The sequence below is a fragment of the Nocardia sp. NPDC050718 genome (assembly GCF_040654235.1).
In the GTDB taxonomy this organism is placed as follows: domain Bacteria; phylum Actinomycetota; class Actinomycetes; order Mycobacteriales; family Mycobacteriaceae; genus Nocardia.
The window spans coordinates 1,851,689-1,870,159 of record NZ_JBFAHQ010000001.1 but is presented as its reverse complement, the minus strand read 5'-3'; the positions used below and the strand labels follow the sequence as shown (position 1 = coordinate 1,870,159).

19 protein-coding genes, 1 tRNA gene and 1 pseudogene are annotated in these 18,471 nt (G+C 71.2%); 10 read left to right on the top strand and 11 right to left on the bottom strand.

Features of this window, described 5'->3' with window-relative positions; translation table 11 throughout:
- A complete protein-coding gene (locus AB0H54_RS08485; RefSeq protein ID WP_357343810.1) occupies positions 1 to 1,170 on the bottom strand; it encodes a sensor histidine kinase in 1,170 nt (389 codons plus the stop codon).
- Between the two features lie 217 nt (positions 1,171 to 1,387).
- Between AB0H54_RS08485 and AB0H54_RS08480 the strand changes: the two genes are divergently transcribed.
- Positions 1,388 to 1,948, top strand: a complete 561-nt coding sequence (locus AB0H54_RS08480) for a heme-binding protein (protein ID WP_355282365.1) — start codon at positions 1,388 to 1,390, stop codon at positions 1,946 to 1,948.
- 58 nt (positions 1,949 to 2,006) lie between these two features.
- Here AB0H54_RS08480 and AB0H54_RS08475 read toward each other — a convergent pair whose 3' ends face one another.
- A complete protein-coding gene (locus AB0H54_RS08475) occupies positions 2,007 to 2,960 on the bottom strand; it encodes an ATP-dependent DNA ligase (RefSeq protein ID WP_357343808.1) in 954 nt (317 codons plus the stop codon).
- A gap of 772 nt (positions 2,961 to 3,732) precedes the next feature.
- Between AB0H54_RS08475 and AB0H54_RS08470 the strand changes: the two genes are divergently transcribed.
- The 4 genes from AB0H54_RS08470 to AB0H54_RS08455 all read left to right on the top strand — a co-directional run bounded on the left by AB0H54_RS08470 (position 3,733) and on the right by AB0H54_RS08455 (position 6,207).
- Entirely contained in the window at positions 3,733 to 4,122 is a 390-nt protein-coding gene (locus AB0H54_RS08470) for a hypothetical protein (RefSeq protein ID WP_357343806.1), read from the top strand.
- 127 nt (positions 4,123 to 4,249) lie between these two features.
- A tRNA-Glu gene (locus AB0H54_RS08465) sits at positions 4,250 to 4,322 on the top strand.
- Positions 4,323 to 4,438: 116 nt separating this feature from the next.
- Positions 4,439 to 5,044 (top strand): QsdR family transcriptional regulator, encoded by a 606-nt coding sequence (locus tag AB0H54_RS08460; protein WP_357343804.1) that lies wholly within the window; start codon positions 4,439 to 4,441, stop codon positions 5,042 to 5,044.
- A 17-nt stretch (positions 5,045 to 5,061) separates the two neighbouring features.
- On the top strand, positions 5,062 to 6,207 hold the full coding sequence (locus AB0H54_RS08455) for an acyl-CoA dehydrogenase family protein (RefSeq protein WP_357343802.1): 1,146 nt from the start codon (positions 5,062 to 5,064) through the stop codon (positions 6,205 to 6,207).
- A 61-nt stretch (positions 6,208 to 6,268) separates the two neighbouring features.
- Here AB0H54_RS08455 and AB0H54_RS08450 read toward each other — a convergent pair whose 3' ends face one another.
- From AB0H54_RS08450 to AB0H54_RS08420, 7 genes are all read right to left on the bottom strand, one after another.
- Positions 6,269 to 7,492, bottom strand: coding sequence for a cytochrome P450 (locus AB0H54_RS08450; protein WP_357343800.1), 1,224 nt, complete (start codon positions 7,490 to 7,492; stop codon positions 6,269 to 6,271).
- On the bottom strand, positions 7,489 to 8,748 hold the full coding sequence (locus AB0H54_RS08445) for a cytochrome P450 (RefSeq protein WP_357343798.1): 1,260 nt from the start codon (positions 8,746 to 8,748) through the stop codon (positions 7,489 to 7,491). Before AB0H54_RS08445 ends, AB0H54_RS08450 begins: the two co-directional genes overlap by 4 nt.
- Positions 8,748 to 9,311, bottom strand: a complete 564-nt coding sequence (locus AB0H54_RS08440) for an ATP/GTP-binding protein (protein ID WP_357344267.1) — start codon at positions 9,309 to 9,311, stop codon at positions 8,748 to 8,750. Before AB0H54_RS08440 ends, AB0H54_RS08445 begins: the two co-directional genes overlap by 1 nt.
- 28 nt (positions 9,312 to 9,339) lie before the next feature.
- Positions 9,340 to 9,684, bottom strand: a complete 345-nt coding sequence (locus tag AB0H54_RS08435; protein WP_357343796.1) for a DUF742 domain-containing protein — start codon at positions 9,682 to 9,684, stop codon at positions 9,340 to 9,342.
- Positions 9,681 to 10,091 (bottom strand): roadblock/LC7 domain-containing protein, encoded by a 411-nt coding sequence (locus AB0H54_RS08430; protein ID WP_218716994.1) that lies wholly within the window; start codon positions 10,089 to 10,091, stop codon positions 9,681 to 9,683. The genes AB0H54_RS08435 and AB0H54_RS08430 overlap by 4 nt, the downstream gene beginning before the upstream one ends.
- Positions 10,088 to 11,572, bottom strand: coding sequence for an ATP-binding protein (locus tag AB0H54_RS08425; RefSeq protein ID WP_357343794.1), 1,485 nt, complete (start codon positions 11,570 to 11,572; stop codon positions 10,088 to 10,090). The genes AB0H54_RS08430 and AB0H54_RS08425 overlap by 4 nt, the downstream gene beginning before the upstream one ends.
- Before the next feature lie 272 nt (positions 11,573 to 11,844).
- Complete coding sequence (locus AB0H54_RS08420; RefSeq protein WP_357343792.1) at positions 11,845 to 12,843, bottom strand: saccharopine dehydrogenase NADP-binding domain-containing protein; 999 nt, start codon at positions 12,841 to 12,843, stop codon at positions 11,845 to 11,847.
- 116 nt (positions 12,844 to 12,959) lie between these two features.
- Here AB0H54_RS08420 and AB0H54_RS08415 point away from each other — a divergent pair, with 116 nt between their 5' ends.
- Positions 12,960 to 13,874 carry an AraC family transcriptional regulator gene (locus AB0H54_RS08415; protein WP_357343790.1) on the top strand — a complete coding sequence of 305 codons (915 nt, stop codon included), beginning with the start codon at positions 12,960 to 12,962 and terminating at the stop codon, positions 13,872 to 13,874.
- A gap of 4 nt (positions 13,875 to 13,878) precedes the next feature.
- Here the strand turns inward: AB0H54_RS08415 and AB0H54_RS08410 are convergent, their stop codons facing one another.
- Positions 13,879 to 14,286, bottom strand: a complete 408-nt coding sequence (locus AB0H54_RS08410) for a RidA family protein (protein ID WP_355282903.1) — start codon at positions 14,284 to 14,286, stop codon at positions 13,879 to 13,881.
- A 63-nt stretch (positions 14,287 to 14,349) separates the two neighbouring features.
- On the opposite strand from AB0H54_RS08410, the gene AB0H54_RS08405 reads away from it, so the two are divergent.
- Positions 14,350 to 14,967, top strand: a complete 618-nt coding sequence (locus tag AB0H54_RS08405; protein WP_357343788.1) for a TetR/AcrR family transcriptional regulator — start codon at positions 14,350 to 14,352, stop codon at positions 14,965 to 14,967.
- Here AB0H54_RS08405 and bla read toward each other — a convergent pair.
- Positions 14,951 to 15,853, bottom strand: coding sequence for a class A beta-lactamase (gene bla / locus AB0H54_RS08400; protein ID WP_357343786.1), 903 nt, complete (start codon positions 15,851 to 15,853; stop codon positions 14,951 to 14,953). The genes AB0H54_RS08405 and bla overlap by 17 nt on opposite strands.
- Before the next feature lie 171 nt (positions 15,854 to 16,024).
- On the opposite strand from bla, the gene AB0H54_RS08395 reads away from it, so the two are divergent.
- The 3 genes and pseudogenes from AB0H54_RS08395 to AB0H54_RS08385 all read left to right on the top strand — a co-directional run.
- Positions 16,025 to 16,900: a LysR family transcriptional regulator gene (locus AB0H54_RS08395; RefSeq protein WP_355282912.1), complete on the top strand. Its 876-nt coding sequence runs from the start codon at positions 16,025 to 16,027 to the stop codon at positions 16,898 to 16,900.
- Positions 16,897 to 17,784 carry a serine hydrolase gene (locus AB0H54_RS08390; protein WP_357343784.1) on the top strand — a complete coding sequence of 296 codons (888 nt, stop codon included), beginning with the start codon at positions 16,897 to 16,899 and terminating at the stop codon, positions 17,782 to 17,784. The genes AB0H54_RS08395 and AB0H54_RS08390 overlap by 4 nt, the downstream gene beginning before the upstream one ends.
- A gap of 76 nt (positions 17,785 to 17,860) precedes the next feature.
- A pseudogene (locus AB0H54_RS08385) lies at positions 17,861 to 18,199 on the top strand (arabinosyltransferase); the annotation flags it as partial.
- Positions 18,200 to 18,471: the final 272 nt, after the last annotated feature.

The window sequence follows — 18,471 nt, the reverse complement described above, 5'->3', positions numbered from 1 at the left end:
TCAGCCGACGGCGAGCGGAATCGCGACCGAGAGCACGGTGCCGTCGCCGGGCGCCGATTCGATCGCGCAGGTCCCACCCAGCTGACGCACCCGCGCCCGGATCGCGGGCAGGCCGTGCCCGCGATGCTCGTCCGGATCGGCCCGCTCGTCGGGATCGAACCCGCGCCCGTCGTCGGCCACATCGAGGAGGATCTGGTCGTCGAGACTGGTGAGGGTGATGGTCGCGGTCGTCGCCGCCGCGTGCTCGCGCACATTGGCGAGCGCACCCTGCGCCACCCGCAGCAGCGTCGCCTCCACCCGCTGCGGCAACGGGCCAGGGGTGCCTTCCAGATGACAGCGCACCGTGAGGGTCTCGCCGGACTCGCGCGCGGCGAGCGCGGTGAGCGCGGCGGCGAGCGAACCGCCGGCGGCCAGGTCGGCGGGCGCCAGGTCGTGGACGAAGCGCCGGGCCTCGGCGAGGTCGCGGTCGGCGATCTCGGCGGCCGAGCGCAGATGAGCGCGCGCCAGCCCGGGATCGCTGTCCCACACCAGATCCGCCGCCTGCAACAGCATCCGCTGGCTGGACAGCCCCTGCGCGAGGGTGTCGTGGATCTCCATGGCGAGCCGTTCCCGTTCGGCGAGGGTGCCCTCGCGGCGCTCGGTCTCGGCCAGTTCCTGCCGGGTGCGGACGAGGTCGTCGATGAGCGCCGCCTGGTGCTCGGTCTGGCGGCGCATGCCGACGAACAACACGGTGGTCACCGCCGCGACCGCGGGCGGCGCGAGCACCAGATTCGGATCCAGCCAGCCCGCGATCCGCACCTGACTGAACACCACGAGCGCGGTCAGCGCGCAGACCAGCGTCACCGCGACGCGCACCGACAGAATCCGTAAACCGGTGTACACCAACGGAACCGCGCACCAGGCGAAGCTCGGTGCCAGCACCACCAGCACCGCCCAGGTCGCGACGAGCGCCGCGAACCACATCACCCGATTCGAATGCCGCAGCTCGCTCATCGCGTAGAGCACCGCGAGCAGCAGCGCCAGCGCGACGACGAGCGGGGTCGAGCGGGTGTCGGCGTGCCGGATCAGCCAGCGCATGAGCGAGGCGGCCAGCAGCACGTAGAACGCGCTGTACACGATGACCGTGAGCAGCCGCGTATCGTCGTTCCGGTCGCCGAGTGTGCTCCGCATCGGTACCTCCCGTCCGCATCAGCTGGGCAAACTCCCCCATTCTCCCCCGCGGGACGCCGTGCCCGGGTCATCCGATCGGTTGACCCCGGTGTCGCCCGATCCGGCCGCGCAAGTGCAGCCGGTTCGCCGATCCGCGCGGGCCGCCCAGCGCACAGGATGGATATCAACAGGCCACGGCACCACCGCCGGACGGCCGAGAATCCGATCAGGAGCAGCCATGAGCACCAAGTTCAGCACCCGCAACCGCCTCATCGTCGCCGGCGCCTCGGCCGCCGTCGTCGCCGCAGGCGTGGTTGGCGTGGTGACGGTGCAGGCCCAGAACCCCGACGCCGCGACCCGCACCCCCGTCGTCGCCGACGCCGCCGACGCCAACCTGACCCAGAGCACCCACCTCTCGATCGCCGCCGCCACCAAGGCCGCGCAGACCGCGCTCGACGCAGCGGCCAAGGAGAACCAGCGGGTCAGCGTCGCGGTCGTCGACCGCAACGGCAATGTCATCGTCACCCTGCGCGGCGACGGCGCGGGCCCGCAGTCCTACGACGCCGCCCAGCAGAAGGCGTTCACCGCCGTCTCCTGGAACGCCCCCACCACCGAGCTGAGCAAGCGCCTCGAGTCCGCCCCGCACCTGGCCGACATCGACGGCACCCTGTTCCTCGGCGGCGGCGCGCCGGTGAAGGCCAACGGCGCCCCGATCGCGGGCATCGGCGTGGCCGGCGCCCCCAGCGGCGACCTGGACGAGAAGTTCGCCCAGGCCGGCGTCGCCGCGATCGGCAAGTAATCCCCTCGAACACCCGGCGGCCCGATGACCTCCCCAGGTCAACGGGCCGCCGCGTCGTTCAGCTCTCCCGCCGCGCCTTGGCCCGGCGCTTGCCCTCGTGCATGGCCTGCACCCTGGCGATCGGGATGGTGTGCCCCTCGGCGATCAGGTCGGCCGGAAGTGCCTGCGGCGCTGGCATTTCCGTGGCCCACGGATCGGTGCCGCCGAGCAGGTTCGGCGCGCTGCGGAGGGTGAAGTCGGCGGGGACGACATCGTCGATATCGCTCCAGCGCAGGGGAAACGAGACCGGGACGCCGGGGCGGATGCGCGGGCTGTAGGCCGCGATGACGGTGGCGCCGCCCGCCCTGGTCGAATCGAGGAAGACCTTGCCGTGCCGGTCTTCCCGGATGAACGCGGTGGTGCCGACGGCCGGGTCGATGCGTTCGGCGCGGGCGGCGATCGCCCGGGTCGCGGCGGCCGCGTCCTCGATCGCGATGCCCGGCACGACCGGGACGAACACGTGTAAACCCTTGGCGCCGCTGGTTTTCACGGCGCCATCGAGTCCGTCCGCGGTGAGCGCGGCCCGGATCAGGTGGGCGCCCGCCGCGGCGTCGCGGAAGGTCTGCCCCGGTGACGGGTCGAGGTCGAGTACCAGATGGGTCGGCCCGGCGCTGTGGTCCACCGGCAGCAGGGTGGGGTGGTACTCCACGGCCCGCTGATTGCCGAACCACAGCAGTGTCCGCTCGTCGTTGCCGAGCGCGTAGGTGACCTCCCGGTGCGAGCTCTCGGCCCACACCGTCACCCGCGGCACCCATTCCGGCGTGTACTTCGGCAGGTTCTTCTGCATGAACGGTTCCTGCCCCGGCCGCACCCGCACCACCGACAGCGGGCGGTCCCGCAGCACGCGCACCAGCCGCTCCCCGGCGAACTCCAGATAGTCCACCAGGTCCCGCTTGGTCGCCTCGGCACCGTCGAACAACGGCTGGTCGAGGTTGGACATCTCGACCCCGCCCCGCACTTCCTTGCTGGCCATCGCCCCACCCTCCCCCGTCCCGCCGGGGTGGTCAACCAGCCGCGTCGCCGAGGATTCGCCCGGAAAGGGAACATCCACCGGAACAAGGGCCGATCAATTACTCGAATTGTCGACCGCGCACAATTATCGGCAAGCGAATCCTACACAGAAACAATCCGCGCATCGAACACTTCTTTTCCCGCCCGGAAGGATCGAGTGTGATGCACGACACAACAGTGTCGAAACCCCTGCCGATTCATCTTTCGTTCACCTGCATAGCGCGAATGGAAACGAAGGAAATCGACAAGGTTTCACAGCGGGGTGATTCTTATCCGGTCGCGGATTTTTCACGGCCGGACCGCCGATCGACAAGGCCGGAGCACCACCGGCACGCATCAGCGAACAGCGCCACGCCGCCGAATCATCCGAGATCCCCCAGGTCAACACGCCCATCGGCGATCGACATCGCGCATGACCGACGCTCGGGAAGGCCGCAGAATAGGTGACACAGATCACACAGAAACTTCACAGACAGGTGTCCCCGAGACCCCCGAACGATCCCGCAATAGGCCGATTCGCGCGCGTGAACCGCGATCCCGGAACAAAACCCCGCTGTGACCGAAATCATTCGGCAATCCAGATCCCCAGGTCACCGAAAGGAATCGACCCCATTTATCGGAGCGCCGTTTCCGCATTGTTCAACATTGCGACTGCGACCGCCTCGTCCGGTCTGCTATCAATTAGCTCTCGCCGGCCGATTCGGGCGGGTGAGAGAAACTTCAGGAGATCAACTATGCGCACCCTGCGTATCCTCGGCGTCGCCGCTGTCGCGGCGGGAATCGTCCTGAGCGGCACCGGATTCGCGTCGGCCGCCGCCCCCGAGCCCATCGCCGACCCGCCCATCTCGGGCTCGGCCGTCCTGGTCAAGGGCCTCGAGGCGCTGGGTTCCGGCTTGGCCACCGCTCCGAAGATCGTCGCCGACCCGCCCATCTCGGGCTCGGCCGTGCTGCTCAAGGGCCTCGAGGCGCTGACCTCGGGCTCGGCCCTGCCGTCCGCCTTCGGCCAGCTGGGCGTCGCCCCGCAGCCGATCGCCGACCCGCCGATCTCCGGCTCGGCCGTGCTACTCAAGGGCCTCGAGGCCCTCGCGACCGGCTCCAGCGCCGCGCCGAAGCCGGCCAGCTAGTCTCCGATCGTCCGGACAGGACCCGCCCTGTCGGCCCGGCCGGGCAGCCGACCAGCCGTTTTGGTTGATTGCCCGGTCGTCGGCTATCGTATGTTCCGCGCGGTTCACCCCGGTGAATCGTAGTTCTGGCCCCGTCGTCTAGCGGCCTAGGACGCCGCCCTCTCAAGGCGGTAGCGCGGGTTCAAATCCCGTCGGGGCTACAGCGAACTCCCCGGTCATCGCGACCGGGGAGTTTTTTCATGCCCTGATCCGTGCAACAGATTGACAGACGTTGCACAGTCCATACACTGAGGGAGATGTTGCACCCGGAGGTGACGTGACCGAGCAGACCGCGCTGAGCAAGCGACTCGACGATCTCGCCGCCCGGCCCGACGCCCTCACCGCCTTCAAGGCGGCCAGATCCGGGTTCCTGGCGGGCCGCAGGCTGGAGATGAAAGAGCTCGCCGTCGAGCTCGGCGTCAACCGGGCCACCCTGTTCCGCTGGGTCGGCGGCCGCGACGAATTGCTCGCCGAAGTGATCTGGTCGGTGGCCGAACCCACGCTGCGCCGCGCCGCCACCGCCAACACCGCGCAAGGTGCCCGCCGGATCGCCCGCGTGCTGGGCGATTTCGCCGAAGCGGTGAACACCTCCGACGCCTTCCGCCAGTTCCTGCGCCGCGAACCCGAACGCGCGCTGCGCCTGCTCACCACCCGCGCCGGTTCCGTGCAGCGACGCTTCGTCGACGTCATCGCCGGCCTGCTCACCGAGGAGATCGCGGCGGGCACCCTCGATCCGCCGCTGCCGGTGCCGGAACTGGCGCTGCTGCTCGCGCGGATCACCGAGACCTTCATCTACGCCGACGTGATCAGCGGCGAGGAACCCGACGCGGCCAAGGTGGTCCAGGCGTCGCTGGTTCTGCTGGGCGTACGGCCCGAACAGTAGGAAGCGAAAGGAAAACCATGCAGCGCACCATCTACTCCGAGGACCACGAGGCGTTCCGTGCGTCCGTCGCCGAATTCGTCAAGCGCTCGATCGAGCCCAACGCCGAGCGCTTCGCCGAAGAGCGCGCGATCGACCGCGCGACCTGGCTGACCGCCGGTGAACTCGGCTACCTCGGCCTCGGCGTGCCGGAGGAGTTCGGCGGCAGCGACGCGGGCGACTACCGGTTCGCCGCGGTCCTCGGCGAGGAACTCGCCAAAGCCGGTGCGGCGCTGTCGTCCTCGTTCGGCATCCACTACGACGTGTGCGCGCCCTACCTGGTGGAACTGACCACCGACGAGCAGAAGCGGCGCTGGCTGCCCAAGTTCTGCACCGGCGAGATCGTCACCGCCATCGGCATGACCGAGCCCTCGGGCGGATCGGACCTGGCCGCGCTCAAGACCACCGCGGTGCGCGACGGCGACGACTGGATCATCAACGGCTCGAAGACCTTCATCACCAACGGTTTCAACGCCGACCTGGTCATCGTCGCCGCCCGCACCAGCCCGGAGAAGAAGGCCAAGGGCATCACGCTGTTCGCGGTCGAGAACGGCATGGACGGCTTCACCCGCGGCCGCAAGCTCGACAAGGTGGGCCAGCCCGAATCCGACACCGCCGAACTGTTCTTCGACAACGTCCGGGTGCCCGACGCCAACCGGATCGGCGAGGTCGACCGCGGCTTCATCGCCATGATGGAGCGGCTGCCGCAGGAACGCATCGGCGCCGCGATCTCCAATATCGCCCACGCCGCGGCCATCCTGGACGAGACGCTGACCTACGCCAAGGAGCGCAAGGCGTTCGGGCAGCAGATCGGCAGCTTCCAGTACAACAAGTTCCTCTTCGCCGAGCTGGTCACCAAAGTCGAAGTGACGCAAGCGTTCGTCGACCAGGGCATCGCCGCGCACGCCGCGGGCACGCTGTCCGCGGTCGACGCCGCGAAGGCGAAGTGGTGGTCGGCGCAGGTGCAGAACGAGGTGCTCGACGCCTGCGTGCAGCTGCACGGCGGCTACGGCTACATGCGCGAGTACCGGGTCGCGCGGGCCTGGATGGACGCCAGGGTCACCAAGATCTGGGCGGGCTCCAACGAGATCATGAAGGAGCTCATCGGCCGCGATCTGGGCCTGTAGGGGCATCGAGAAGTAGTGCGTCGCGCCCGGTGCCGGAGCACCGGGCGCGACGCGACGCCGGTCAGTTCAGGATGATCGGCAGCGCGGCCAGATCGTTCTGCGTGAGCACCGGCAGGTTGCCGAGTTCACTGTCGGGCACGGCCAGCCGCAGCTCCGGGAAGCGGGCGAACAGCGCGGGCAGCGCGATCGCGGCCTCCAGCCGGGACAGCGCGGCGCCGGGGCAGATGTGCGGGCCGTAGCCGAAGGCGAGGTGGCGGTTGGCGGTCGGGCGGGTCACGTCGAACTCGTCGGCGGTCTCGCCGTGCACCGCGGTGTCGCGGCCGATGGCACGGTAGGACATCACCACGCCCTCGCCCTTGGCGATCACGGTGTCGCCGACGGTGATGTCCTCGGTGGCGAAGCGCATCAGCAGGTGCGAGACCGGCCCGTCCCAGCGCAGCGACTCCTCGATGACCTGCTTCCAGTCCACGTCGCCCGCCAGGACTTTCGCCAGCTGCTCGGGTTCGTTGAGCAGCGCGCGCACCGTGTTGACGATCAGGCTGACGGTGGTCTCGTGCCCGGCGGCGACGAGGGCCTTGATGTTGCCGATCGCCTCCTCCTCGGTGAGCGGCTCGCCGCCCTCTTCGTCGGCGACGACGAACGCCGAGGTCAGATCGTCGCCCGGGTCGGCGATCTTCTGCCGCACCTGGTCGGTGAAGTACACGTCGAGCTCGCCGATCACGCGCAGGCGCTCGTCCTGCGGGGTCATCACCGAGAAGAACTTCTTGTACCAGTCGAGCAGCTGCGCGTGGTCCTCACGCGCGACGCCCATCAGGTCGCCGACCACCCGCATCGGCAGCGGGTAGGCGAAGACGGCCTTGAGGTCGACCGGCGTGCCGTCGGCGCCCGCCGCGGCGAGGTCGTCGAGCAGTTCGAGGGTGAGCCGCTCGATCACCGGCCGCAGTTCCTCGAGCCGGCGCGGCGCCAGCGCCTGCGCGGTCTTGAGCCGCAGCCTGCGGTGCTCGGCGCCGTCGACATTGAACATCGACCGGTCGACGTCCACCATGCCGATCAGCGGCCACTGGTTCGTCACCACACCGTCGGTCCACAGCTTCCACGCGTGGATGTCCTTGACCAGGCGGGAGTCGGTGGTCAGCTGCCGGGCGACGGCGTGGTCGGTGACGGTCCAGGCGGGCACACCGAGCAGGTCGATCCGGGTGAGCGGACCTTCGGCGCGCAGTCGGGCGGTCTCTCCGTTGAGGTCACCGACCATGGGATCGATGGCGAAAGGGCACTGGGAACTCACGACGAACCTCCGACGGGTCTGACTGGTGTGAAACGAACGGGCAGTGCGGTCATGCCCCGAAGGAAAGCCGAAGGTCGCCGGGTGAGTTGCTCGGCGGGCACGGCCAGGTCGACATCGGGGAGCCGGTCGAGCAGCACCTCGATCCCGGTCCTGGCGATGATCTCGGCGATCTGCTGCGCCGGGAACGGGCAGCGGTATTCGCCGTAGCTGAACGCGAAGTGCGCGTTGTTGCCGGTCGGCACCGTGTCACCGTCGGTGAACGACTGGCGGATGTGCGGGTCGAGATTGGCCGCGGCCAAGCCGAGCAGCAGCATGTCGCCCGCCCGGATGGTCTGATCGGCCAGGCGGGTGTCGCGGGCGGCCCAGCGCCCGGCCAGGATCGAGGTCGGGCCCTCTTCCCAGAGCACCTCGTTCATGGCCTGGCCGACGCTGCGCCTGCCGCCACCGAGCGCGGCCGCGAACCGGTCGTCGACGAGCATCAGCCGCATGGAGCTGCCCAGCCAGTCGGCCGTGGTGAGGTGGCCCGCGGCGGTGATCGCCATCAGGTCGTTGATGTATTCCTCGTCGGTGAACGGTTGCGGGTCGGCCAGCATCAGCGACACCAGATCGCCTGCGGGCCTTGCCTTCTTGGCCGCGAGCAGCCGGGCCATGTGCTCGCCGAAGCGGGCGTGCCCGGCCTGGGCGTCGGCGCCGCCGTCGGCGAGCAGCTTCATGGTGAGGGCCAGGTCGGCGGCGTCGCTGTCGGGCAGGCCGAGGATGCGGCCCAGCGCCAGCACCGGCAGCGGTTCGGCGAACTCGGCCACCAGGTCCGCGCTGCCGCGGCCGCAGAATCCGTCGACCAGGCGATCGGCGAGTTCCTCACAGGCCCGGCGCAATTCGAAGTGGTCGACGGCGTCGAGCGCGGGTTCCACCATCGCCAGATGCCTGCGGTGCTCGGCACCGGCGGTGAAGTAGATCGAGGGCATCGGCCTGCCGACCATCGGCAGCAGCGGCCAGTCCTCGGGTACCCGGCCCCACTGGTTCCACAGCGACACATCGCGCGGGAACAGCAGCGGATCGCTGGTCACCTGGTGCAGTTCGCGGTAGCCGATGACCAGCCACGCGGGGAACCCGCCGGGCAGCTCGACCGCGACCACCGGACCGTGCTCGCGCCGCATCCTGCGGTAGACCTCGTGCGGCTCGATGTGGAATTCGGGACCGCTCAGCGGCACCGCGCCGGTGATCGGGCAGGCACCGGTGCCGGTGGGTGTGCTCATCAGACGGTCTCCCCCTGCGGGACAGCGGAATACAAGTGCTCGACCAGGGCGATCAGCACCTGTTTGCTCGATTCGCGCGAGCGCGCGTCACACATCACCAGCGGCACCGCGGGATCGAGGTCCAGCGCGTCGCGCACCTCCTGCGACTGGTGCGAGCCACCGAAGTCGTTGCAGGCCACCACGAACGGGGTGCCCTGGTGTTCGAGCCGGTCGATCGCGTACCAGGAGTCCTCGATCCGGCGCTGATCGACCAGCACGATCGCGCCGAGCGCGCCGGTGAACAGCCGGTCCCACAGGAACCAGAACCGTTGCTGGCCCGGCGCGCCGAACAGATACAGCACGTGCTCGGCGTCGAGGGTGATCCGGCCGAAGTCGAAGGCCACCGTGGTGGTCGACTTTCCGGGAACGCCGCTGGCGTCGTCGATCCCGACGCCGATGTCGGTCATCGTCGCCTCGGTGTCGAGCGGCCTGATCTCGCTCACCGAGCGCACCAGCGTCGTCTTGCCGACGCCGAATCCGCCGATGACGACGATCTTCAGCCCGTGCTTGGCCGTGCTGTGCAGCGGTGCCAGCGACCGCTCGGGCGCGGATTCAGAGCTTGCGAAGTCCAACGAGCACCTTCTCGAGGGTGGAGGCATCCAGCGACATCGCCGCCGACAGCGGCGGCCGAACGGTGATCTTCCCCGCGTGCAGCAGGTCCCCCAGCAGGACCGTGGCGACGCCGACCGGCAGCCGCAGCTCCGCCGCGATCTCCACGACCGCGGTCGGCGCCCGGCATATGTCCAGGATCGCGACCTGCTCGGAGGTCATCCCCGCCGACGGCGCCGATTCGCTGACCACCAGGGTCACCAGGTCGAAATCCTCGGTGGCCGGGGCCCGTCCGCCGGTGAGCGTGTAGAACCGGTCCGGATCCTCGTCGCGGACCGATCTGCTCAATTCGGCGCTCCGCGTCTGGGCTGGGCGGCCATATGCTCACCGAGCTGTTCGACCAGCTCGTGCATGGTGTGCCCGACCAGCCCCGCGTCGGCGTCCTCGGCGGCCACCACCGCTAAATGCGCACCGCGTCCCGCCTCGACCACGAACAGGATGCCGCCGTAGAACTCGGTCATCGACTGGCGGACACCGCCACGCCCGTCACCGAACTCGACGGAAGCCCCGTGCGACAGGCTCTGGAACCCGGCGGCGATCGCGGCCAGCTGATCGGCGCGGTCGACATCGAGTTCCGGTGTGTGGCAGATCTTCAGGCCGTCCCCGGACAGCAGCAGCGCGTGCCGGGTGCGTGGGGTGCGGGCGAGCAGTTTCTCGAGCAGCCAGCCGAGATTCGTCGGGGCGGTGGTGGTCATCGGTCCTCCATGGGGTCGGGAGCAGTGGCGGCGCTGCCTGGGTGGTGGCCGGACCGATCCGCCGCCCGACCGGGCGCGGACCGCTGGAACGCGCCGAGCGCGGCTGGCTTGGCCGGTGCGGTGTCGGCGACCGGCGAGCCGGTCAGGCCGTCGGGATGGACTTTGGCCAGGGTGTCGCCGCGGCGCCGCTTGGGCAGCGCGGGCGAGGTGGACACCGTGGGAGTCGGCGGCTCGGCCGGAATCCGGTGGGCGGGCTGCCCGACGGTCTGGGCCCAGCCCAGTTCGTCGGTGGTCCTGGCGTGCTGGGCCCGCGGGGTGGGCGCGTCGAACTGGCCGAGGGTGGTGAGCTGGGGTTCGGTACGTCGCGGGGTGGGCGCGGCGAGCTGGGCGGTGGGGCGGCTGCGGCGTTCGGCGCGGGCGGTGAGCTCGCGCGGGACGACAACGACCACCGCCGTGCCGCCGATCGCCGACGGCCGATACGACACGGTGAGTTCGTGTTTGCGGGCCAGGTGGCCGACGACGGCCAGACCGAGCCGGGTGCCCGAGAGCGAGGCCAGGTCGGCGCCCTTGCCCTTGTGATCGCGTCCGCTCACCGCGGCCTCGGCCCGGCGCAGCGCCGAATCGCTCATCACCAGGCCGCTGTCCTCGATCGTGATCACCACGCCCGCGGGCACTTCCGCGGCGTAGACGTGCACCTCGGTGGTGGGCGGGGAGAAGTTGCAGGCGTTGTCGAGCAGTTCGGCCAGGGTGTGCATCACGCCCTCGGCGGCGTGCCCGGCGATGCCGACGTCGGCGACGGCGCGCAGCCGCACGCGCTGGTACCCGGCGACGCGGCCCATCGCGCCGCGCAGGATCGATTCCATCGCAATCGGTTTCGCCCAGCGGCGGCCGGTGCGAGCACCGCTGAGCACCGCGATGCTGTCGGCGAGCCGACCGGTCTGCGCGGTGCGGTGGTCGATGTGGAGCAGGTCGGTGAGCACGCGCGGGTCGGCGTGCCGGTGTTCCATCTCGCGCAGTTCGGCCAGCATCGAGGTGGTCATGGCCTGGATGCGGCCCGCGGCGCCGGCGAAGGCGGCCAGCGCGGCCGCGCCACGGCGGCCGTTCTCCTGTGCCTCCCAGGCGTAATGGGTGGCGTGGTCCTCGGCGGTGGTGATCCGCTGGGTCGCCTCGGCGACGGCCGCGGCCAGCTGCTGTTCGGCCCGCTCGGCGGCGGCCGTGGCGGCCCGCGCCCGCGCGTGCTGACGCAGGGCGACGAACACCGCGGGGCAGGCGATCAGGGCGACGGCGAGCGACGCGGCGAGCACCGGAATCCCGATGGCGGTCGGCGTGAACACCGCGACCACGGCGGCGATCGCGGCCAGCGCCACCCCGGCGCCGAGCACCACGTACCCGGCAGCCCCCGCGGTCGCCCCGCGGGCGGTGCCCTCCCCCGGCGACACAGTCGTCGACTGTGCCATCGGCCCGACTTCCGCAGTACTCACAGGCCCCCAACCACCAATCGGCACACCGAACGCGCAGCACGACAGCCCGTTTCGATAACGCAGGCGAGCATATCGAGCCCTCGCCCCGCCTGCCACCCGAGCGAGGAGGGTTCATCACGAGTTCGTCTGCGATTCGTTACCGAATCGGGATGTCCTCGATCCGCCGACCTGCGGAGATACCGGTTCCGGGCGGTGCCGACCGTGGCGACCGTCACGCGCGGGGCGTGACGGCCGAAACCCACTGAGACAGTTGCCCGGCCGGGCACCAACGGTCAGTCGAGGGTCCACGTCATGCCGAACGCGGCCAGCGCGTCGAGGAATTCGGCGGGCTCGAACAGCTCGGCGGGAGCCTGCGCGCCCGGCGTGCCCGCGCCGGCGGCGATCCGGGTGGCGACCTCGACCGCGAGCTGGGCGCTGTTGCGGTAGGCGTCGGGCCCGCTGCCGATGCCGCGCAGGGTGCGTCCCTCGTGGCGGACGTCGACGACCACCGAGTACGCGGCGGGCGCCGACGGCGTCTCCGGCGCGGCCGCCAGATCGGCCTCGGTGACGGTGCCGATGATCTCGAAGATCGACGTCGCCAGCACACCCTCGACCGAGCCCGCCTGCGTGTGCCGCGGGATCGTCACCACCGACGGCTGCGGGAACTTGCGCACGGCAATGGGTTCGGTGGTGCCGGGAACCAGGAAGGTGTCACGGCGCGGCTGGGGACCGGTGCGGAACTCGCCGTCCGACCAGGACAACCCACCACTGGTGAAGACGTCCAGGTTCTTCAGGACCGTGTGCATGCTGCCGCGCGACCCCTCCCCACCCGGCAAGGCGACATGACTCAGCACGATCTCGTCCGCACCGCCGAGCCGCTGCGCCCCGAGGTGGGCGAGCAGATCGCCGAAGATGCCCGCCTCGGTGGTGGCGGTGGCCAGGGTGACCCCCGCCGCGGCCGCGAGCGGGCCGTACTCGGTGAACACCCGCTGGACGAAGAGCTGTTCGCCCGCGACGTCGACGTAGTGGGCACCCGCCGCGATGGCGGCGCGCAGCACCCCGATCCCGTTGCCGGTGTAGTCGGGCAGGGTGCTGATCACGACGTCGATCCCGGTGAACGCGTCGACCAGGGCGGCGTGATCGTCGGCGGCGGCCACCCGGACCACCCCGCCGACCTCGGCGAGCCGCTCCGCGTCGCGGCCGACCACCACCGGGTCGATGCCGCGCCCGCGCAGCTCGGCCACCGCGAAACGGCCGACGTGTCCGGTGGCTCCGTAGACGGCGATCTTCATGTCGTTCTCCTTGTTCATCGGGATGATGAACTCAGGTTATGCGCCGTGATCGAGACAGAAAATCATCCAGAATCTTTCGCAGATATCCCATCGTCTCGTGACGTAGGCTTCCTGACATGGATCTGCTCAGCGACGTCCTCGCCACTGCGCGGACCGGCACCCCCGCCTCCGGCATGTTCGTGCGGCACGGCACGTGGGGCAGGCGGTATCCGCACATCGACGGCGCGGGCTTCCACGTCGTCCTCCAGGGCTCGTGCTGGCTGACCCGGCCCGGGGTGGAACCGCTCGCACTCGGCGCCGGCGACGCGGTGTTCCTGCCGCGCGGCATCGCCCACGATCTGCTCGACCAGCTCGACAGTCCGATCACCGAAACCGCCGGACCGGGCGACATCCGGCTCATCGAGGGACCGGGCGCGCCCGCGACACTGCTGTGCGGGTCGTATCACCTCGCCGTCGACCGCACCCATCCCCTGCTGACCGAACTGCCCGAGGTGGTGCACGCCCCGGCCCGGCTGGGCACCCATCCGGCGCTGCGGGCCGCCGTCGAACTGCTCGCCGCCGAGCTCACCGACGCCGGACCCGGCTCCGACGCGGCGATTCCCCCACTGCTGGATCTGCTGCTGCTCTATCTGCTGCGGGCCCATCTCGCCGAGGCCGCGACGTCCTCGGGCTGGGCCGCCGCGGTCGCCGACGCCGACATCTCCCGATCCCTGCGCGCCATCCACGACGACCCCGCGCACGGCTGGACCGTCGAATCCCTCGGCGCCACCGCGGGTCTGAGCCGCGCCGCCTTCGCCCGCCGGTTCGCCGAGCTCGTCGGCGAACCGCCGCTGACCTACCTCACCCGCTGGCGGATGCTCACCGCCGCCCGGCTGCTCCGCGACACCGATCATCCGCTGTCGACGGTGGCCCGGCGCAGCGGCTACGGCTCCGAATACGCCTTCGGCAAGGCGTTCAAGCGCGCGTTCGGCACCGCCCCCGGCCGCTATCGCGCGGCCGGGACACCGGTGCTCGTCGCGGGCGCGAGCTGATCGGTCAGGCGAGGACGGCGGTGGCCTCGACCTCGACGAGCAGGTCGGGCTCGCCCAGCGCCGCGACGCCGAGCAGGGTGATCGGCTTGACCGGGTCGACGCCGAGTTTCGCCGCGGCGCGGGCGACCCCCTCACCCAGCAGCGGGTACTTGTCCGGGCCCCAGTCCACGACATAGATGGTCAGCTTGGCGACATCGTCGAACGAGCCGCCGATCGCGGCCAGCGCGGTGCCGATATTGAGGTACGCCTGTTCGACCTGCGCCGCGAAATCGCCTGTGCCGACCGGGTTTCCATCGGCATCGCGCGCCACCTGCCCGGCCAGGAAGACCAGCCGCGACCCGGTCGCGATCGAGAGCTGCCGATAGACCTCGGGCTTGGGCAGCCCGTCGGGATTCACCAGTTCCACTGCCATGTTCACTCCCACCATCCGAGGGTCGACTGCCGATAACATAACATTGATATGTAATCTGAGGCCATGGCACGGACGAGGAATCCCGCGGTGCGCGCGCTGCTCATCGACCGCGCGGCCCAGCTGCTGCGCGAACGGCAGCCGGTCACGTTGCGCGGTCTCGTCGCGGGCACCGGGGTGTCGACGATGGCCGTCTACACCTACTTCGACGGGATGGACGGGCTGTGGCGCGCGGTCCGGCAGGAGGGCTTCACCCGGCTGGCGGCCCGGCTGGCCGACGTGCCCGTCACCGACGATCCGGTGGGCGATCTGGCCGCTCTCGGCAGCGCGTACCTGGCCAACGCGCTCGCGAATCCCGACCTCTACCGGGTGATGTTCGACGCCGGGTTCGCCCTCGAGGACGCCGCGGCCGCCGACGCCACCCTGGACCGCCTGGTGACGGCGGCCGCCGCGGCCCGCGCCGCCGGCCGCTTCCGCGCCGAGGTCGACCCGCTCGAACTGGCCACCCAGAGCTGGACTTTCGGCCACGGGCTGGCCGGGCTGGTCGCCACCGGCCCGCTGCCACCGGCCACGCTGGACTCCGGAATCCCGGTCCTCACCGCGCTGTTCGTCGCGGCGGGCGACGATCCACGGCGCTGCGCGGCATCGGTCGCAGCGGGCTGGCACGTCACTCCAGTTCTGTGAGCGCCTGTTTCGCCGCCGCGGCGACCAGGGCGTTGGCGGGCTCGGCGTCCTGCTGCGGCTTGGTGGTGAGCACGGCGAGCACGAGCGGCGCGCGTCCCGGCGGCCACGCGACGGCGACATCGAGCGCGGACCCGTAGGCCGGGGTGCCGGTCTTGTCGCCGACGACCCAGTCCGCGGGCAACCCCGCCTTGATCCGCTTGGCGCCCGTGGTACTGGCCTTCAGCCAGGCGGCGAGCTGGGCGCGCTCTGGCTCGGCCAGCGCGGTCCCGACGACGAGGGCCCGATAGTCGGCCGCCAGCGCGGCGGCCGTGGTGGTGTCGCGTTCGTCGCCCGGGATCGCGGTGTTCAGCTCGGGTTCCCAGCGATCCAGGCGCGACACCGTGTCGCCGAGGGTGCGCAGGAAGGCGGTGAAACCTTCCGGACCACCGAGCAACCGGAGCAGCAGATTGCCCGCGGTGTTGTCGGACTGGGTGATCGCGGCATCGCAGAGCGCGGCGACGGTCATGCCGGTGTCGATGTGCCGCTCGGTCTCCGGGGAGTTCACGACGATATCGGCGGCGGTGTACCGGATGACCTGGTCGAAGTAGCCGCTCGCGAGCGGGTGCGCCTGGAGCAGGGCACCGCAGGCCAGGCCCTTGAAGGTCGAGGCCATCGGGAAACGCTCGTCGGCCCGGTACGCGACGGTGCGGCCGGTGCCGGTGTCGACCACCGACAAGCCGAGGCGCGCACCGTATTCCGTCTCCAGCGCGGCGAACGAGAGCGCCACGGACGCGGTCGACGAGGTGGCGGGGGTGGTCGCCTCGGAGGCGTTCGAGCAGGCCGGGACGGCGACGGTGGCGAGCGCCAGCGCGGCGGCGGCGAGGCGCCTGCGGAGGGTGGTGGTCACGAAGGAAGTCACCACCGCACCCCATCACCGCCGCCGGCGCGCGAGCCAATACCCGACACGGCCGCCGCCGAGTCGGCATCGATATCGGCGCAGGTCGTTCCCGGCCGGATCGGGTGAACGGTCGAGCGCCCGTGGCCGATCCGGGGTGGCCGCGCGCCGGGCGCTGGTTCAATGGCCGACATGGATCTGCTCCGTCACCTCCGGTTCTTCGTCGCGGTCGCGGACGAGGGCCACTTCGGGCGGGCGGCCGCCGCGCTGGAGATGACGCAGCCGCCGCTGTCGCAGGGTCTGCGCCGCCTCGAACAGCACCTCGACCTCGAGTTGATCCACCGCACCAGTCAGGGCGCGATGCTCACCGCCGCGGGCAGGCAGTTGCTCCCGCGGGCCCGGCTGCTCGTCGACGACGCCGATCGGCTGCTCGCGGAATCCGAACGGATCGCCCAGCGCAGCGGCACCGTGCGGTTCGCGGCCACGACCGCGTTGCCGGACCGGCTGGTCACCGCCTGTGTCACCGCGCTGCGGGTCGCGGGCGGCACCGTCTCGACCGCGCTCGGCACGACCGCCGACCTCGCCGCCGAGGTGCGCGCCGGGATCTGCGATGTCGCGGTGATCGAGCATCCGGCCCTGGTCGACGGCCTCGACGCCGGGCCGGTCGTGAAACTGCCGCGCTGGCTGGTGGTTCCGGCCGAGCATCGCACCACCACCGCCGAACGACCGACCTTCCCGATGCTCGCGGACCTGCACTTCGCGCATCCGGCCCGCGCCGCCAATCCGCCCGCCTTCGACACCGTGCTCGACCTGCTGCGTGAGCGCGGCCTCGACACCGCGACCCTCACCGCGGCCGACGACCGCGCGGTGCTGGCCGCCGTCGCCGCCGGCACGTGTTTCGGCCTCACGGCCACCCCGCCGACGCCTACACCGGGCGTGGTCTGGCTGACGCTCGCGCCGCAGTCGGTCGCCCTGCGCGTCCGGATCATCCGCCGTCCCGACGCGGGCGACCACGCCGACGCCCTGGACCGGGTGCTCTACCGCGAGCGCCTGCGATGAGCGTGACCGACCGGATCCGCGCCGTGTTCGCCGACGCCGGGTGCACCGGGTGGCTGCACGCCCGGCGCTGCGACGGCTCCCCCGCCGAGCTGTCCGTCGGCGGCGGCGAGCGGGTGGTCATCGCGTCGGTGTACAAGCTGCTGCTGTTCGCGGCGTTCTGCCGCCGGGTCGACGACGGGCTGCTCGACCCGGCCGCGCGGATCACCGTCGACCCCGCCGACTGCACGCCCGGCCCCACCGGCCTCGCGGCGCTGCACGATCCGGTCACCCTGAGCCGCCGCGACCTGGCCACCTCCATGATGACGGTGTCCGACAACGCCGCCGCCGACGTCTTGCTCGGCGAACTCGGCCTGGCCGCGGTCACCGATCTCCTCGACGCGCTCGGCCTCACCGAGACCCGCGTCGTCGGCGGCACCGCCGATCAGCACCACAGCCTGGTGCGCGACACCGACACCCACACCACCGCCGAGGCCTTCGCCGCGCTCGCCGACAACGACGAGGCCTGGACCGTCTCGGCCTACGACCCCGCCTACGCCAGCGCGACCACCCCCGAGGAGATGACCCGGTTCCTGTCCCTGCTCTGGCGCGGTGACGTGTTGTCCACGGCGAGCACCGAATTCGCGCGCGCCGTGATGAGCAGGCAGATCTGGCCGCACCGGATCGCGGCCGCCTTCCCACACCGCGGTGTGGTCGTCGCGGGCAAGACCGGCACCATCGGCGTCATCCGCAACGAGGTCGCGGTCGTGGAGTTCCCCGGCGAAACCCCGGTCGCCGTAGCGGTTTTCACCCGCGCCGCCCGCGCCGACCCGACCCTGCCCGTCGTCGACGCCGCCATCGGCGAAGCCGCCCGCCTGGCCGTCACCGAACTCCGCCGCCCGCACTGACCCACCCCGGCCCGGCCGGATATGGCTAGCATCGTCGGCTGTGGGTGGAGATTCTTCCGGTTTCGGCCGGGTGCGGATGGTCGGGATCGTGGCGGGGGTCGTCGGGGTGGCGCTGGCGGTAGCGGCGCCGCTGCTGCCGGTGCGACAGGAACACGCGAGCCTGGACTGGCCTCAGCCGCAGTCGATGCAGCTGAGCGCGCCGCTGGTGGACTACGTGCCGCTGTCGCTGGAACTCAGCGTGCCGTGCACGGCACTGCGGGACCTGACCGGCGCGACGGTGCTGTCGACTGTGCCGCCAGAGGCGCCGCGCGCCGGATCGAAGGGACTGGTCGCCCGGATCGAAGACCGGCCGGAGACCGGGCGGACCCTGGCAGTCGTCCTCCGCGATCGCCTGCTGCTCAGCGCGTCGCTGGCAGAGATCGCCGGGACGCCGGGCGGTGCGCCCTCCGGTGGACCCGGGGCGTCCGGCGGCCAACCGCCCGCGGGTGAATCCTCGGGCACCACCCAGCCTTCCGGCACCACGCCGCCTCCCGGTGCCACGCCGCCTCCCGGTGCCACGCCTCCGCCCGGCGCAACGCCGCCAGGTCCCGGCGCTCCGCTGTCGGAGGCTCCGGCCGGATCGGCGCCCACCGGCCCGAACGCGCCGACCGGCTCGAACTCTCCGGCCGGATCAGCACCCCCGAGCCC